This is a genomic window from Mycobacterium sp. VKM Ac-1816D (assembly GCF_000416385.1).
In the GTDB taxonomy this organism is placed as follows: Bacteria; Actinomycetota; Actinomycetes; order Mycobacteriales; family Mycobacteriaceae; genus Mycobacterium; species Mycobacterium neoaurum_A.
Genome location: NZ_AOHQ01000123.1, coordinates 94,860 through 109,110, shown reverse-complemented (window position 1 = coordinate 109,110; position 14,251 = coordinate 94,860). Strand labels below are relative to the sequence as shown.

The following is a 14,251-nucleotide window of genomic DNA, read 5'->3' as shown; positions in this document are numbered from 1 at the left end:
GGATCCATGACCGAAAGTGAGCACGCCGAGAACCCGACCGCGCCGACCGCGGTGCCGGCATCTCCGCCGCCGCCACCCCCGCCCGTGCAGCCTCCGCCGCCGGTGCATCCGGATCGGGCGCGTCCCAACCGGCTGATCCAGGTGGCTGCCTGGGTGGGCATCGTCGCGGGGACGGTGTTCGTGGTCGCCGTCATCTTCTTCTCCGGTTTCATCCTCGGCAAGAGCTCCGACGGCGACCGGCACCACGGGCCGCCGCGCGACGATATCGAGATGTTCCACCGGGGCGGTCCGCCACCGATGGGACCGCCCCACGTGCTGTTCCCCGGCGGTCCCCGCTTCCAGGGCGGCCCGGACTTCGAGATCGGACCTCCGCCGGGGGCGGGTCAAGGCCAGGGCCCGATGCCCGGACCGACGACCGTGCCGCGCTGAAAACCTTAAGAATCATCTGTAACTCTTGGCACTTGCGGCTCAGTCGTGAGAGTGTCGCTAACCATGACACGCCGAACTTCGCGCCTTGCCGTGCTGGTCGGAGTTTTCGTGGTAGCGGCGACGCTGGTGGCGTGTGGTGGTCGCGAACCCGATATCGCGGCCGCCACCGTCTTCGCCGTGGGTGACTGCGTCCAGATCGACGCGGGCCAGGCGCCTGCCCCCGACCCCGCCCGCGCCACCGAGGCGTCGTGCACGGCAGATCCCAGCTACACCGTCGGCGCCACCACCGATGCCGCCGGTGAGTGCCCGACCGCCGAGTATCAGCACCTGCCCACCGGTTACGCCGACCCGTCGACCGCACGGTTGTGCCTGGTGCCCAACCTGGTGGCCAATCAGTGCTATCTGATGGAGATGCCGATCGGGCTGGTCGAGAAGGCCGACTGCCGCGACCGTGGCCAAGGTGTGCTGGTGCAGGTCACGCAGCGGTTGGACGTCCGTGACCAGTCGGCATGCCCGGCGGCCGCGGGCACGTATGCCTGGCCCTACCCGCAGCCGGCCCGCACGTACTGCACGCAGACGCTGTTCTGATCCGCTGGCATGATCGGTGCCATGCGCCTGAGGTACGCCGTCGCGGTCATGGCAGCGGTCATGTCCGGAGCCATGCTGACCAGCCTCACCGCGGTGCCCGCGGCCTGGGCCAGGCCGTCCGATCCAGGGGTGGTCGGCTATGCCGTGCTCCCGAAGGGCTCGGTGAGCAATATCGTCGGAGCCCCGCTGTCTTGGGGGGCCGAGTTCACCGCGCCTGGTCAGGCCTTCTACGTCGACAACCCGGCCTGCAACAACTGGGCCGATATCGGGTTGCCCGATGTGTACGCCGACCCGGACCTGGCCTCGTTCAAGAGTGCGCTCGCCCAGACATCGGCGACGGACACCACCCGTCTGGTCAAGCAGGCCGTCGGGGTCTTCGCGACCTCTGATGCCGCGACACGGGCCTACCAGCGCGTCACGGATCGGACGGCCGGCTGCGCGGGGCAGACGACGGCCATGCACCTGGAGAATTTCGTGACGCAGGTCTGGACGTTCTCGGCGGGGACGACCACGCCGACCGATGCGGTTTGGGTCAAACAGGAGGCGGGTATTGACCGTCGGTGCTTCACCCAGACCCGGTTACGGGAGAACGTTCTGCTGCAGGCGAAAGTCTGCCAACCCGGAAACGGCGGACCGGCGGTGAACGTGCTGGCCGGAGCAATGCAGAACACCCTGGGTCAATAGCGTCGATCAAATCCCTGGGAATATGTCAGACCCCTCTGGAAGATTGAGTGAGACAGGGTCCTGATCGGGGAGGGGTGGTTCCGATGTCGGCCACCACTGCGTGGGACGTGGATTGTCCGTCCGGACAGACCGCGGCCGCGATCGCCGCATCGTGTCTGCACGACGGCCCGGTCGGCACGGTCGGCTTGGAGGTCGAGGCGCACTGCTTCGACCTGACGGATCCGATGCGCAGGCCCGGCTGGGAGGAACTGAGCGCCCTCATCGCCGCGGCGCCTGCGCTACCCGGGGGCAGCGTCATCACCGTCGAGCCCGGCGGGGCCGTCGAACTCTCCGGCCCGCCGCGTGCCGACGTGGTCACCGCGAGCAGTGCCATGATGGCCGATCGCCGCGTGTTGAGCACCTACTTCGCCGAGCATGGACTGGGATTGGTGCTAATGGGCACCGACCCGTTGCGGCCGACGCAGCGGGTGAACCCCGGTGCCCGCTACCGGGCGATGGAGCAGTTCTTCACCGCGACGGGTACCGGTGCGGCCGGCGCGGCGATGATGACCTCGACGGCCTCGATGCAACTCAATGTCGAGGCGGGCCCGCGTGAAGGGTGGGCGGACCGGGTACGGCTGGCGCACGCGCTGGGACCCACCATGATCGCGCTGTCGGCCAATTCGCCGCTGCTGAACGGCGAGTTCACCGGCTGGCGCAGCACCCGGCAGCGTGTCTGGGGACAGCTCGACTCGGCACGTTGCGGGCCGGTCCTGGGCGACCGCGGTGACGATCCGGCGGCCGACTGGGCGAACTATGCGCTGCGGGCGCCGGTGATGCTCGTCCGTACCCCCGAGGCGGTGCCGATGACGGAATTCGTCTCCTTCGCCGACTGGGCCGACGGGCGCGTCGCGGTGGGCGGGCGGTCGCCGACGGCCGAGGATCTCGCCTATCACCTGACCACACTGTTCCCGCCGGTGCGCCCGCGCCGCTGGCTGGAGATCCGCTATCTGGACAGCGTTCCCGACACGGTCTGGCCTGCGGTGGCCTTCACCCTGGCGACCCTGCTGGATAATCCCGAAGCGGCCGAGATCGCCAGGGCGGCAACCCAACCGGTGGCCTCGGCCTGGGACCGGGCGGCACGGTTCGGACTCGCCGACCCCCAGTTGCACACCGCCGCCCGCCGTTGCGTGGGTGCGGCGGCCGAACATGCGCCCGCCGAACTGGCCGCGGCGATGAACCGGCTACTGACCAATGTGCACGAGGGTAGGAGCCCCGCCGACGACTTCACCGAACGGGTACACCACCTGGGTCTTGCGTCCGCGATCACCGAACGTGTGGAAGGCGATGAGTGAGCACACCTGACCTATTGGCCGCCGAGCTCACCAGGGCGCGTGATCGCACCCTGGCACTTGTCGACTTCGACGACGCCGAACTGGTGCGCCAGTACGACCCGCTGATGAGTCCGTTGGTATGGGACCTGGCCCATATCGGTCAGCAGGAGGAGTTCTGGCTGTTGCGTGGCGGGAACTCCGCCGCTCCCGGCATGCTCACGCCGGCCGTGGAGAAGCTCTACGACGCCTTCGAGCATTCCCGGGCCAGCCGGGTCGGTCTGCCGTTGTTGCCGCCCACCGACGCCAGGACCTATTGCCGCGATGTGCGCAACCGCGTCCTCGAGACCCTGGAACACAGCACCGAGCTGTTCCCGTTCGGCCTGGTCATCTCCCATGAGAACCAACACGACGAGACCATGTTGCAGGCACTGAATCTGCGCTCCGGGCCGCCGATCCTGCCCCCGGGATCACCGCTACCGGTCGGCAGGTCCGGCGTGGCGGGCACATCGGTGCTGATCCCCGGCGGCCCGTTCATCCTGGGGGTCGACGCCGCCGAGGAGCCGTACTCGTTGGACAACGAGCGCCCCGCGCACACCGTCGAGGTCGACGCATTCCGGATCGGCCGGGTTCCGGTCACCAATGCCGAATGGCGTGCGTTCATGGCCGACGGGGGTTACCGCACGCGGCGGTGGTGGTCGGATGCCGGTTGGGCGCACCGGGAGCGGGCCGACCTGATGGCGCCGGGGTTCTGGAACAGTGATGGCAGCCGCACCCGCTTCGGCTATCGCGAGGACATCCCGGGCGACGAGCCGGTGCAGCACATCACCTACTTCGAGGCCGAGGCGTACGCCGCGTGGGCCGGTGCACGGCTGCCCACCGAGATCGAATGGGAGAAGGCATGTGCCTGGGATCCCGTTGCCGGGATGCGGCGTCGATACCCCTGGGGTGCAGTGGAACCCGATGCCGAGCGGGCCAACCTGGGCGGGCGGTCGCTGCGGCCGGCCCCGGTCGGGGCCTACCCCGGCGGCGCGTCCGCCTACGGGGTGGAGCAGATGCTCGGTGACGTGTGGGAATGGACCTCCTCGCCGCTGCGGCCGTGGCCGGGATTCACCCCGATGATCTATGACCGCTACAGCGTGCCCTTCTTCGACAGCGATGCGTCGACAGGGGATTATCGCGTGCTGCGTGGCGGCGCGTGGGCGGTGGCCGGCGACATCCTGCGGCCCAGCTTTCGCAACTGGGACCACCCGATCCGGCGGCAGATCTTCTCGGGCCTGCGGTTGGCCTGGGATGTGTAGACATCTGGGCTGGCTCGGAGAGCCGGTGTCGGTGGCATCGGTGGTATTCGATCCGCCCAGCGGACTATTGGTGCAGTCCTATGCGCCACGGCGGCAGAAGCACGGCACCGTCAATGCCGACGGATGGGGTGTCGGGTTCTTCGACGAGGGCCCGCGGCGGTGGCGCAGTGACAAACCGCTGTGGGGGGACGCGTCGTTCGCATCGGTGGCCCCGACGTTGCGCAGCGGATGCATCGTGGCGGCGGTGCGTTCGGCCACGGTGGGCATGCCGATCGAATCATCGGCCTCGGCACCGTTCACCGACGGCAGCTGGCTGCTGTCGCACAACGGAGTCGTCGACCGCGCGGTGCTCCCGGTCACCCGGGACGCGGAATCGACCGTCGACAGTGCGGTCTTGGCGGCGCACATCTTCGACCGCGGCCTCGGGTCACTCGGGGAGACCATCGCCGAGATCGGTGCCCGCGATCCCGGCGCGCGGCTGAACATCCTGGCCGGTGACGGTTCCCGGTTACTCGCCACGACGTGGGGCGACACCCTGTTCGCACTGGACCGGGCCGATGGCGTGGTGTTGGCCAGCGAACCCTACGACGACGACCCGGCCTGGCTCGACATCCCCGACCGGCACCTCGTCGAGGTGGCGGCGACAGGCCTGAAGCTCACCCCTCTGAAAGGATCTCGATGACCACCCGCCTGGAAAACTCGCTGCGCCGCGATGTGTCCGAAGGTCTGCGTCGGAGCCCGAAGTCGCTGCCGCCCAAGTGGTTCTACGACAGTGTCGGAAGTGATCTGTTCGATCAGATCACCAGACTTCCGGAGTACTACCCGACGCGCACCGAGGCGAAGATCCTCGGTGAGCACGCCGCGGACATCGCCGAGGTATCCGGTGCGGACACCCTCGTCGAACTGGGCAGCGGTACCTCGGAGAAGACGCGGTTGCTGCTGGACGCATTCCGCGCGCGCGGTGCGCTGCGCCGGTTCATCCCCTTCGATGTCGACCCGTCGGTGCTCGGCGCGGCCGCGGCCGCCCTGCACGCCGAGTATCCCGATCTCGACATCGACACCGTATGCGGCGATTTCGAGGAGGACCTGCCGACCATCCCGAAGGTCGGCAGGCGGATGGTGGTGTTCCTCGGCTCGACCATCGGCAACCTGACCGCGGGACCGCGTGCCGATTTCCTTGCCGCCGTGGCCGATACGATGCAGCCGGGTGACTCGCTGCTGCTGGGAACCGATCTGGTCAAGGATGTCGATCGGCTGGTGCGCGCCTACGATGATGCGGCCGGGGTGACCGCGGCGTTCAACCGCAATGTGCTCGCCGTGGTGAACCGTGAACTCGGTGCCGACTTCGACCCGTCGACGTTCGCCCATGTGGCCAAGTGGAACGACACCGAAGAGCGCATCGAGATGTGGTTGAGATCGACCCTGGCGCAACGGGTTCACGTCCGCGACCTGGATCTGACGGTGGACTTTGAGGCCGGCGAGGAAATGCTGACCGAGGTCTCGTGCAAGTTCCGGGCCGCCGGTATCGCCGACGAGCTGGCGGCGGCCGGTCTGACCCGCACCCATTGGTGGACGGATCCGGCCGGCGATTTCGGTGTGTCCCTGGCAGTCAAATGAGCCTGTCCGAGCAATGGCGTGCCGCCCGGGTGCCGGTGGCCGGTGTGCATCTGGACAGTGCGGCGTGTTCGCGGCAGAGCAACGCCGTGATCGAGGTGGCCGCGGCACATGCCCGACACGAGGCCGAGGTCGGCGGTTACGTCGCCGGCGAGGCCGCAGCTCCTGCCCTCGACGCGGGACGGGCCGCGGTCCGGGCGCTGGCCGGTATGGCCGAGGCCGAGGTCGTTTTCACCACCGGCTCGAACCATGCACTCGACCTGCTGCTGAGCAGCTGGCAGGGGCCCCGGACGCTGGCCTGCCTGCACGGTGAGTACGGCCCGAACCTCACGATCATGGCAGCCAACGGGTTCGAGGCGCGGCTGCTGCCGGTCGACGAGTCGGGCCGATTGCGCGTCGACGCTGCGGCCGCGGTGCTGCGTGCCGACCCGCCTGCGCTGGTGCATCTGACGGTGCTCGGCAGCCACCGCGGGATCGTCCAGCCGCTGGCCGAGCTCGCGCAGGTATGCCGCGATCTCGGATTGCCGTTGGTGGTGGATGCCGCGCAGGGGCTGGGACACGTCGACTGTGCGGTGGGTCCCGACGTCCTCTACACGTCGTCGCGTAAATGGCTGGCCGGGCCCCGGGGTGTCGGTGCGCTGGCGGTGCGGCCCGAACTGTATGCGCAGTTGGTGCCGCGGTGGGCCCCGATGGAACTGCACGAGGCCAATATCGGTTCCCGGCTTGGCTTTTCGCTGGCCTTGGGAGAGCATCTGGCCGACGGGCCGGCGAACACCCAGGCCAGGCTGGCCGAGATCGGCGCGCTGACCCGCGGTGTGCTGGCCGATATCGCGGGCTGGCAGGTCGTCGAGCCGGCCGCCGAGCCCAGTGCGATCACCACGCTGCGTCCGCTCGACGGGGCCGAACCGGCGGTGGTGCGGGCGCGGCTGATCGCCGAGCACGGGATCATCACCACCGCGTGCGAGGTGGGTCGGGCGCCCCACGAGATGGACGGGCCGGTGCTGCGGGTGTCCCCGCATGTCGACGGCTCGGCAGCGGATCTGGAGCAATTCGCCGCGGCGTTGGTGGCCGTCAGCTCGTAGCGCCTAGGATCGATCGGACGGCAGCCTCGTCACCGTCGATCTCGATCAACCCGAGGGCGCGGGCATCGTCGATGGTCAGGGCCCCTGCGGCCAGACCGAGGATGTATTCGGGTGCGGCGTGCAGCGTGCCGGCCAGTTCGCGACCGTCGGGAGTCCCCACCGTGAAACCCGTACGGGAAGCGTTGAGCTGCAGGGCCATATCCTCACCGGCGAGACCGATCGACACGGTGGCACGGACCTTCGCGCGGGCGGACAGCAGGGCCGGGATCGCGAGGGTCAGCCACTCGTGACGGAACGTGTCGCCCTCGGGTCCGCGCACCATCAGCGGGGTGGACCAGCGGATCAAACCCTCGATGGGCTCGCGTAGTTCGGCGCCCCAGGGGGTGAGGGCGTACTCGACTGTGCTGCCGTCGCCGAGCCGGCGTTCGACGACGCCCGCCGATTCCAGTTCGCGCAAGCGGTCGGCGAGCAGGTTGGTGGCGATCCCCGGCAGCCCGGCGACCAGATCACGGTAGCGGGCCGGCGCGATCAGCAGCTGGCGGACGATGAGCAGATTCCATCGATCGCCCACGATCTCCAGTGAGCGGGCCAGCCCGCAGTATTGGCCGTAACGGCGCATCACACATTCTCCAATCGCTTGAGAATATAAAGTGTATATGAGAACGTCAAGTGATGACCGATACTGCGAAGCGCGTCCGGCCGGATTGGGTCGATGACGAACTGTTCCCCTTCGAGAGTCGATTCGTCGATATCGACGGGCATTGCGTGCACTACATCGACGAGGGTTCCGGCCCCATCTTGCTGCTGCTGCACGGCAATCCGACCTGGTCGTTCCTGTGGCGTGACGTCGTGCGGGAGCTGCGGCGCGACTACCGCTGCATAGCGCTGGACTACCCGGGCTTCGGGCTGTCGACGGCCCGGTCCGGCTACCGGTTCACACCTCGGGAACACGCGGAGGTGGTGACCTCTTTCGTCGACGAGCTCGATCTGGGCGATGTGACGCTGGTCGGGCAGGACTGGGGTGGGCTGATCGGGCTGGCCGTTGCGCAGCGCCGCCCGGAGGTTTTCCGGCGTCTGGTCCTGGCCAACACGTGGGCATGGCCGGTCAACGGCATCCTGCACTTCGAGGCGTTCGGGCACATCATGGGCGGACCGCTGACCCGTCTGCTGGTCCGCCAGTTCAACCTTCTCGTCAGCGCCTTCATCCCGGTGGGGCACAAGCGCCGCAAGCCCTCCGATTCCGAGATGGAGCACTACCGGCGGGCGCTGGACACCCCGGCCCGCCGGCAGGCGAGCGCGGTGCTCCCCGGCGCGGTGCTGTCCGGCCGCGCGTTCTTCGCAGCGGTCGAGGCCGGGTTGCCTGCCATCGCGCATCTGCCCACGCTGATCATCTGGGGTGACGCCGATATCGCCTTCCGGCCGCAGGAGCGCGAACGGCTGGAACGCGAGTTCCCCGATCACCAGACCGTGATCGTCAAGGACGCCGGACTCTATGTGGAGTCGGACGCGCCGGAGGAGTTCGTCGCCGCGTTCCGCGGGTGGTCCTCGGGCCCCTAGGGTCCACTGGGTCCCCGTCGATTAGCGTGGCTAGACACCGGGGATCGAGAGTCCTTGAAACTGGGCTCTCTGTAAGGGTTTCGCTAGTCCGCCTAATCGGTGGGGACATCTTCTGTCGAGCCGCAACGTGTCGGACCATCGAACTAGTGTTCTATTCATGAAGAACGCCATGGCGGCCTTCGAGGCCGAGGAGCGGGCGGCCTGGCAAGCGGTGGACAACATCGGTGCCGAGGCCCGTGAGGAGAATGCGTGCGGTGCACGCCGGTTGTTCGCCATCGGCCAGCTCTACGACGTGCGCGCTCCCGATGATGACACCGAGAAACTGTGCTGGGCCATCGACGGGCACAGCAGCCTGGTCGCCGAGGTTGCTGCGGCATTGGCGTTGAGCCGGTGCCGGGCCGCTGCGCAGGTTCGGATGGCGATCGCGTTGTACACCCGGCTGCCCCGGGAGCTCGCGACCGCCAAAAGTGGATTGGTGGACTACCGGATGTTGGCGGCGATCGTGTCGCGCACCGAACTCATCCAGGACCCCGAGATCTTGGCTCGTGTCGATGAGCGTCTGGCGGAGAAAGCCGTCAGCTGGGTGCGGCTGTCCGAGCCGAAGATCGAGGCCCGCATCAACGCCGTCATCGCAGCCCAGGACCCCGAGGCGGTGCGGATCCGGGACCAGATCCGCCGCGACCGTGAGATCGGGGGTTGTCCCAACGGCGACGGCACCGCCGAGATTTGGGGCCGCATCGACCTCGCTGCGCTCGCCGCGATGAACGCCGTCCTCGATGCGATGGCCGACTCGGTGTGTCCCACCGATCCGCGTACCAGGGATCAACGCCGCTCGGACGCCTTCTTCGCGGTGTTCATCGGTAAGCCCCTGACGTGTCGGTGCGGTCAATCCGGTTGCCCGGCAGAGCCGCTGACGGTGTCCAGTGGCGTGCCGTGCGCCAGTCTGATCGTGCACCTGGTCGCCGATTCGGTCGGCGGTCTGGGCATCGTTCCCGGCTACGGACACATCGGCCTGCCTGCCGTCGACGAGGCCCGACGCAACGCGAGGGTCCGCACGGTCGAGCCGGCCGCCATCACCGTCGAGGCCGGCCGCTTCCCGTCTACGACACTGGGCGAGTTCATCCGCTGCCGGGACCTGACGTGCCGCTTCCCGGGCTGCGATGTGCCGGCCTGGAACACCGATATCGACCACACCGTCCCATACCCGGCCGGGCCCACCCACCCCTCGAACCTGAAATGCCTGTGCCGGGCGCACCATCTGTTGAAAACGTTCCACGACTGGCGCGACACACAACTGGCCAACGGCACCGTCGTATGGACCTCGCCGACCGGGCACGTCTACACCACCGAACCCGAGGGCGGACACTGGTTCACCGGCCTGGGCGACCCCACCGGCGAGCCTTCGCTGCAACCCAGCCTGCCCGTCAACGCGAAGCGCTGCCTGAAAATGCCCACCCGCGACCGCTCCCGCGCCGAAGACCGCACCCGCCGCATCACCGCCGAACGCGCGGCGAACCGGTGTCGAGTCGACGAGCGGGAACAACAGGAACAAGCCCGCATCGCCGCCCACTACGAACCCCCGCCCTTCTGACGGCCGGCCGACCTACCCGATCGGGCAGTTTCGGTGCGCCGGACGGCGGGTCCTGAGCCGAAGCCATTGTGATGCGCGCCACGCCGGGCAACGGTATCTCTACCGGGTGCACCACCCGTCCGATACCGCGAGGAGTCGTCCAATGGCCATTGAGCTGAACCAGATTTGGGATTTTCCGATCAAGGAGTTCCATCCGTTCCCGCGCGCCCTGCTCGGTGTGGGCGCCCACGACATCATCGGTGTCGAGGCCAAGAACCTCGGTTTCAAGCGCACCCTGCTGATGACCACCGGCCTGCGCGGTTCGGGCATCATCGAGGAACTGACCGGCAAGATCGAATACCAGGGCGTCGAGGTCGTGCTCTACGACAAGGTGGAGTCCAACCCCAAGGACTACAACGTCATGGAGGCCGCGGCGCTCTACCAGCAGGAAAAGTGCGACAGCATCATCTCCATCGGCGGTGGCTCCAGCCATGACGCCGCCAAGGGCGCCCGTGTCGTCATCGCGCACGACGGCCGCAACATCAACGAGTTCGAGGGCTTCGCCAAGTCCACCAACAAGGAGAACCCGCCGCATATCGCGGTATCCACCACGGCGGGAACGGGTTCGGAGACCTCCTGGGCTTACGTCATCACCGACACCTCCGATATGGAGCACCCGCACAAGTGGGTCGGCTTCGACGAGGCCACCATCGTCACCCTGGCCATCGACGACCCGCTGCTGTACTACACCTGCCCGCAGCACTTCACCGCCTACTGCGGGTTCGACGTCCTTGCCCACGGCAGTGAGCCCTTCGTGTCCCGGCTGGACTTCGCACCGTCGCTCGGAAACGCCCTGTACTCGGTGGAACTCGTCGCCAAACACCTGCGCGAGGCCGTCTTCGAGCCGCGTAACCTCAAGGCGCGCGAAGGCATGATGAACGCGCAGTACATCGCCGGGCAGGCATTCAACTCCGGTGGCCTCGGCATCGTGCACTCGATCAGCCACGCCGTCAGCGCGTTCTTCGACAGCCACCACGGCCTCAACAACGCCATCGCGCTGCCCCGGGTGTGGGAGTACAACCTGCCCTCGCGCTACGAGCGCTACGCGCAGCTGGCCACGGCGATGGGCGTCGACACCCGGAACATGACCACGGTGCAGGCCGCCGATGCCGCCGTGGAGGCGGCGATCCGGCTCTCCCAGGATGTCGGCATCCCGGACAACTTCTCCGCCGTCCGCACCGACTCTTATGACAAGAACCGGATGAACACCGGTAAGTACGCGGGTCGTGGCGAGGTCATCAAGGGCGACGACAAGACCGTGCTGGCCATCTCCGAGCACATCCAGGACGACTGGTGCACGCCGGGCAATCCGCGCGAGGTCACCGTCGAGTCGATGGTTCCTGTTGTCGGACACGCCATCAACTCGTCCTACTGACCCGGTGCCACGGCAGGGGCCGATCCGTCCACCTCGGTCCGCCCCTGCCGTGCACCTCCACCGGAGGTTGCCGTGACCACCGCATCCCTGTCCCGATCCGAAGAACCCGTGCGCGACGACGCGATGACATTCACCGGTGCAGCCGAACTGGCCGAGGCGCTGCGTCGCCAGGATTACGTCATCGACGACGACCTGGCCACCGTGGTGCACCTGGCCACCGCACTGGACCGGCCGTTGCTGTTGGAGGGTCCCGCGGGGGTCGGCAAGACCGAACTCGCCAAGGCGCTTGCCACCGCCGGCGGCAGGCGGTTGATCCGTCTGCAGTGTTACGAGGGTCTCGACGACAACCGCGTGCTCTACGAATGGGATTACGCCAAACAGCTGCTGCACGTGCAGATGGGCAACGGTGGGGACGTCTACACCGAGGGCTTCCTGTTACGACGGCCGCTGCTGGAGGCGGTGCTCTCCGAACAACCGGTGGTGCTGTTGATCGACGAGGTCGACCGCACCGAGGAGGCGATGGAGGCGCTGCTGCTGGAGGTGCTCGCCGAACGCCAGGTCACCATCCCCGAGATCGGTACCTTCACCGCGCGGTCGGTGCCCTGGGTGGTGCTCACGTCCAACGACACCCGCGAACTGTCGGCGGCGCTGAAGCGCCGGTGCCTGCACTACCATCTGGGTTTCCCTACGCCGCAACGGGAACGGGAGATCGTCGGGGTGCGGGCCCCGCAGGTCGAATCCGAGGTCGTCGCCGATGTCGTCGAACTCGCAAGGACCCTTCGGGAGCTTCCGTTGCGCAAGAGTCCGTCGATCTCCGAGGTGATCGACGGTGCCAGGGCAGCGGCCCTGCTCGGCTCCGACGTAGACCGCACGGTGCTGCTCTCGGCGCTGGTCAAGTTCACCAGCGACCGCGATATCGCGTTGCGGCACTTCGCCAGTGAACCAGCACCGACCTCATCGCCGACCTCGACGCCAACAGCATCGCCGGGCGAGCGGGTGACCGTGGCAGGCAGACCCGCCAACACCACCACCTCGGCGTTCCGGGGCAGGGGTGGGCGACGGTGACACCGGCGCAGATCCTGGACTGGGTCGCCGCGGCGTTCGGGCAACTGCTGCGCCGAGCCGGGGTCGCGACCTCCCCGGCCGAGGTGATCGAGGTGCGCAGGGTGCTGGCGCTGCTCGGTGCCGCGGACACGACCGCCCTGCGCGCCGGACTGCGGGCAACATGCGCCAAATACGATCGGGAACAACACGGATTCGAGCGCGCCTTCGCGGCGATGTTCGACACCCACCCGGTCGAACCCCACGATGCGGTGGCCGGCCCGAGCCGTGCACACACCGGAGCGGGCCTGCCCGACCAGTTGGAGATCGACGACGACAGCTCGATCGGCAGATACGCCGAATACAACGAACGCGCCGCCGAGGTCGGTGAGCACTTCGATACCCCCGAGGCCACCAAGGGATTCAATCCGCATAAGGACGACGACGACTTCAGTGTGACCGGCGCCGACGATCGGCTGACCGTGTCCGCCGAATCCGACGGGGGCCGGCGCGGGATGCGCTACACCGTAGAGGTCGACCGGGCCGCTGCGGCGATGGCGGGTGATCTGGCCGACTCGGTGGCGCCCATCGTCGCGGGCACCCTGAGTTTCGACGATCCCGACGCGATCCTGGCGTGGCTGGATGCCTACGACCCCGCCGCCACCTACGGCGGTGACGCCGGCGAACCGCTGACCGCCGAACAGTTGCAGCAACTGACCAAAGCCGTCGAAGGGTTTGTCGAGGCATTGGCGCAGCGGGCCGGGCTGGTCGCCGAGCCGACCGAGCCCGATCACGGGGCCGAGGTCGGCCTTGCCGCCGATATCGACCTCGCCTGCCACGAGGTGCTGCGCCGCATGCGCGGGGCGCCACGGCCTCGTCCGCGCGAACGCGGTCGCGGACGCCTGGACATGCGCCGCACCGTGCGGGCCAGCATGCGCACCGGCGGCGTTCCGTTCCGCCTGATGACCAAGACGCCCTTACCGGATCGGATCAGGCTGGTGGTGATCGCCGACGTATCACTCTCGGTGCGCCCGGTCACCGCATTCACCCTGCGACTGGCCCAGGCCATGCACCGGCGCGCGCACCGGTGCCGGGTGATGGCGTTCGTCGACCGACCCGTCGATGTCACCGACATCCTGTTGCGGGCCGGTGGGGACGATGCGCTGGCGGCCGTGTTGGCCGACGGTCGGCTGGACCTGCAGGCCAGCAGCGACTACGGGCAGGTCTTCGACGAGATGCTGGCAGGCCAGGCCGACTCACTCGATTCCCGGACCGCGGTGTTGATCGTCGGCGACGGCCGCAGCGGGGGCCTGGCCCCGGGCGTGGACCGGCTGCGGGCGCTGCGCCGGCGGGTGCACCGGCTGGCCTGGGTCACGCCGGAACCACAGCGCTACTGGCGCCAGGCGACCTGCGCGATGCCCGACTACGCGCAGGTGTGCGACCAGGTCGTGGTGGCCAGCGACGCCGACCAGCTGATCGCCAAGGCCGCTGAACTCGCCCACGCCCTGTCGTGACCGCTCGCCTCGGGTGTTGATCCCGTCGCTTCGCTCGCCCCGGGTCTTGATCCCGTCGCTTCGCTCGCCCCGGTACCTACCCGATCGGGTAGGTCGGTACCTGTCCACCTGCACATTGGTTGTGCC

At 68.2% G+C, this 14,251-nt stretch carries 14 protein-coding genes; 13 read left to right on the top strand and 1 reads right to left on the bottom strand.

The window, feature by feature from the left end:
* Positions 1-6 precede the first annotated feature (6 nt).
* The 8 genes from G154_RS07295 (at position 7) to egtE (ending at position 7,008) form a co-directional block, all read left to right on the top strand.
* Complete coding sequence (locus G154_RS07295) at positions 7-429, top strand: hypothetical protein (protein WP_019510704.1); 423 nt, start codon at positions 7-9, stop codon at positions 427-429.
* Positions 430-492: 63 nt separating this feature from the next.
* Positions 493-1,017: a hypothetical protein gene (locus G154_RS07290; RefSeq protein ID WP_031601725.1), complete on the top strand. Its 525-nt coding sequence runs from the start codon at positions 493-495 to the stop codon at positions 1,015-1,017.
* Between the two features lie 48 nt (positions 1,018-1,065).
* Positions 1,066-1,701 (top strand): sensor domain-containing protein, encoded by a 636-nt coding sequence (locus tag G154_RS07285; protein WP_234713114.1) that lies wholly within the window; start codon positions 1,066-1,068, stop codon positions 1,699-1,701.
* A gap of 83 nt (positions 1,702-1,784) precedes the next feature.
* The gene (egtA, locus tag G154_RS07280; RefSeq protein ID WP_019510707.1) at positions 1,785-3,035 is read left to right on the top strand and encodes an ergothioneine biosynthesis glutamate--cysteine ligase EgtA; all 1,251 of its coding nucleotides are present in this window, start codon (positions 1,785-1,787) and stop codon (positions 3,033-3,035) included.
* Positions 3,032-4,312 (top strand): ergothioneine biosynthesis protein EgtB, encoded by a 1,281-nt coding sequence (egtB, locus tag G154_RS07275; RefSeq protein WP_019510708.1) that lies wholly within the window; start codon positions 3,032-3,034, stop codon positions 4,310-4,312. Before egtA ends, egtB begins: the two co-directional genes overlap by 4 nt.
* A complete protein-coding gene (gene egtC / locus G154_RS07270) occupies positions 4,305-4,994 on the top strand; it encodes an ergothioneine biosynthesis protein EgtC (protein WP_023986398.1) in 690 nt (229 codons plus the stop codon). Before egtB ends, egtC begins: the two co-directional genes overlap by 8 nt.
* Complete coding sequence (egtD, locus tag G154_RS07265) at positions 4,991-5,929, top strand: L-histidine N(alpha)-methyltransferase (protein ID WP_019510710.1); 939 nt, start codon at positions 4,991-4,993, stop codon at positions 5,927-5,929. Before egtC ends, egtD begins: the two co-directional genes overlap by 4 nt.
* Complete coding sequence (egtE, locus tag G154_RS07260; protein ID WP_019510711.1) at positions 5,926-7,008, top strand: ergothioneine biosynthesis PLP-dependent enzyme EgtE; 1,083 nt, start codon at positions 5,926-5,928, stop codon at positions 7,006-7,008. The genes egtD and egtE overlap by 4 nt, the downstream gene beginning before the upstream one ends.
* Here the strand turns inward: egtE and G154_RS07255 are convergent.
* Entirely contained in the window at positions 6,998-7,627 is a 630-nt protein-coding gene (locus tag G154_RS07255; RefSeq protein WP_019510712.1) for a helix-turn-helix domain-containing protein, read from the bottom strand. The genes egtE and G154_RS07255 overlap by 11 nt on opposite strands.
* Positions 7,628-7,680: 53 nt before the next feature.
* Between G154_RS07255 and G154_RS07250 the strand changes: the two genes are divergently transcribed.
* The 5 genes from G154_RS07250 to G154_RS07230 all read left to right on the top strand — a co-directional run bounded on the left by G154_RS07250 (position 7,681) and on the right by G154_RS07230 (position 14,125).
* On the top strand, positions 7,681-8,565 hold the full coding sequence (locus G154_RS07250) for an alpha/beta fold hydrolase (RefSeq protein WP_019510713.1): 885 nt from the start codon (positions 7,681-7,683) through the stop codon (positions 8,563-8,565).
* A gap of 157 nt (positions 8,566-8,722) precedes the next feature.
* A complete protein-coding gene (locus G154_RS07245; protein ID WP_019510714.1) occupies positions 8,723-10,156 on the top strand; it encodes an HNH endonuclease signature motif containing protein in 1,434 nt (477 codons plus the stop codon).
* A gap of 142 nt (positions 10,157-10,298) precedes the next feature.
* The gene (mdo, locus tag G154_RS07240; protein ID WP_019510715.1) at positions 10,299-11,570 is read left to right on the top strand and encodes an NDMA-dependent methanol dehydrogenase; all 1,272 of its coding nucleotides are present in this window, start codon (positions 10,299-10,301) and stop codon (positions 11,568-11,570) included.
* A 123-nt stretch (positions 11,571-11,693) separates the two neighbouring features.
* A complete protein-coding gene (locus G154_RS07235; RefSeq protein ID WP_023986396.1) occupies positions 11,694-12,635 on the top strand; it encodes a MoxR family ATPase in 942 nt (313 codons plus the stop codon).
* Complete coding sequence (locus tag G154_RS07230) at positions 12,632-14,125, top strand: VWA domain-containing protein (protein ID WP_019510717.1); 1,494 nt, start codon at positions 12,632-12,634, stop codon at positions 14,123-14,125. The genes G154_RS07235 and G154_RS07230 overlap by 4 nt, the downstream gene beginning before the upstream one ends.
* The last annotated feature ends 126 nt before the right edge of the window (positions 14,126-14,251 follow it).

Coding starts and splice junctions, on each gene's coding strand:
- G154_RS07295 (WP_019510704.1), top strand. CDS start 7: ATGACCGAAAGTGAGCACGCCGAGAACCCGACCGCGCCGACCGCGGTG.
- G154_RS07290 (WP_031601725.1), top strand. CDS start 493: ATGACACGCCGAACTTCGCGCCTTGCCGTGCTGGTCGGAGTTTTCGTG.
- G154_RS07285 (WP_234713114.1), top strand. CDS start 1,066: ATGGCAGCGGTCATGTCCGGAGCCATGCTGACCAGCCTCACCGCGGTG.
- egtA (WP_019510707.1), top strand. CDS start 1,785: ATGTCGGCCACCACTGCGTGGGACGTGGATTGTCCGTCCGGACAGACC.
- egtC (WP_023986398.1), top strand. CDS start 4,305: ATGTGTAGACATCTGGGCTGGCTCGGAGAGCCGGTGTCGGTGGCATCG.
- egtD (WP_019510710.1), top strand. CDS start 4,991: ATGACCACCCGCCTGGAAAACTCGCTGCGCCGCGATGTGTCCGAAGGT.
- egtE (WP_019510711.1), top strand. CDS start 5,926: ATGAGCCTGTCCGAGCAATGGCGTGCCGCCCGGGTGCCGGTGGCCGGT.
- G154_RS07255 (WP_019510712.1), bottom strand. CDS start 7,627: ATGCGCCGTTACGGCCAATACTGCGGGCTGGCCCGCTCACTGGAGATC.
- G154_RS07250 (WP_019510713.1), top strand. CDS start 7,681: ATGACCGATACTGCGAAGCGCGTCCGGCCGGATTGGGTCGATGACGAA.
- G154_RS07245 (WP_019510714.1), top strand. CDS start 8,723: ATGAAGAACGCCATGGCGGCCTTCGAGGCCGAGGAGCGGGCGGCCTGG.
- mdo (WP_019510715.1), top strand. CDS start 10,299: ATGGCCATTGAGCTGAACCAGATTTGGGATTTTCCGATCAAGGAGTTC.
- G154_RS07235 (WP_023986396.1), top strand. CDS start 11,694: ATGACATTCACCGGTGCAGCCGAACTGGCCGAGGCGCTGCGTCGCCAG.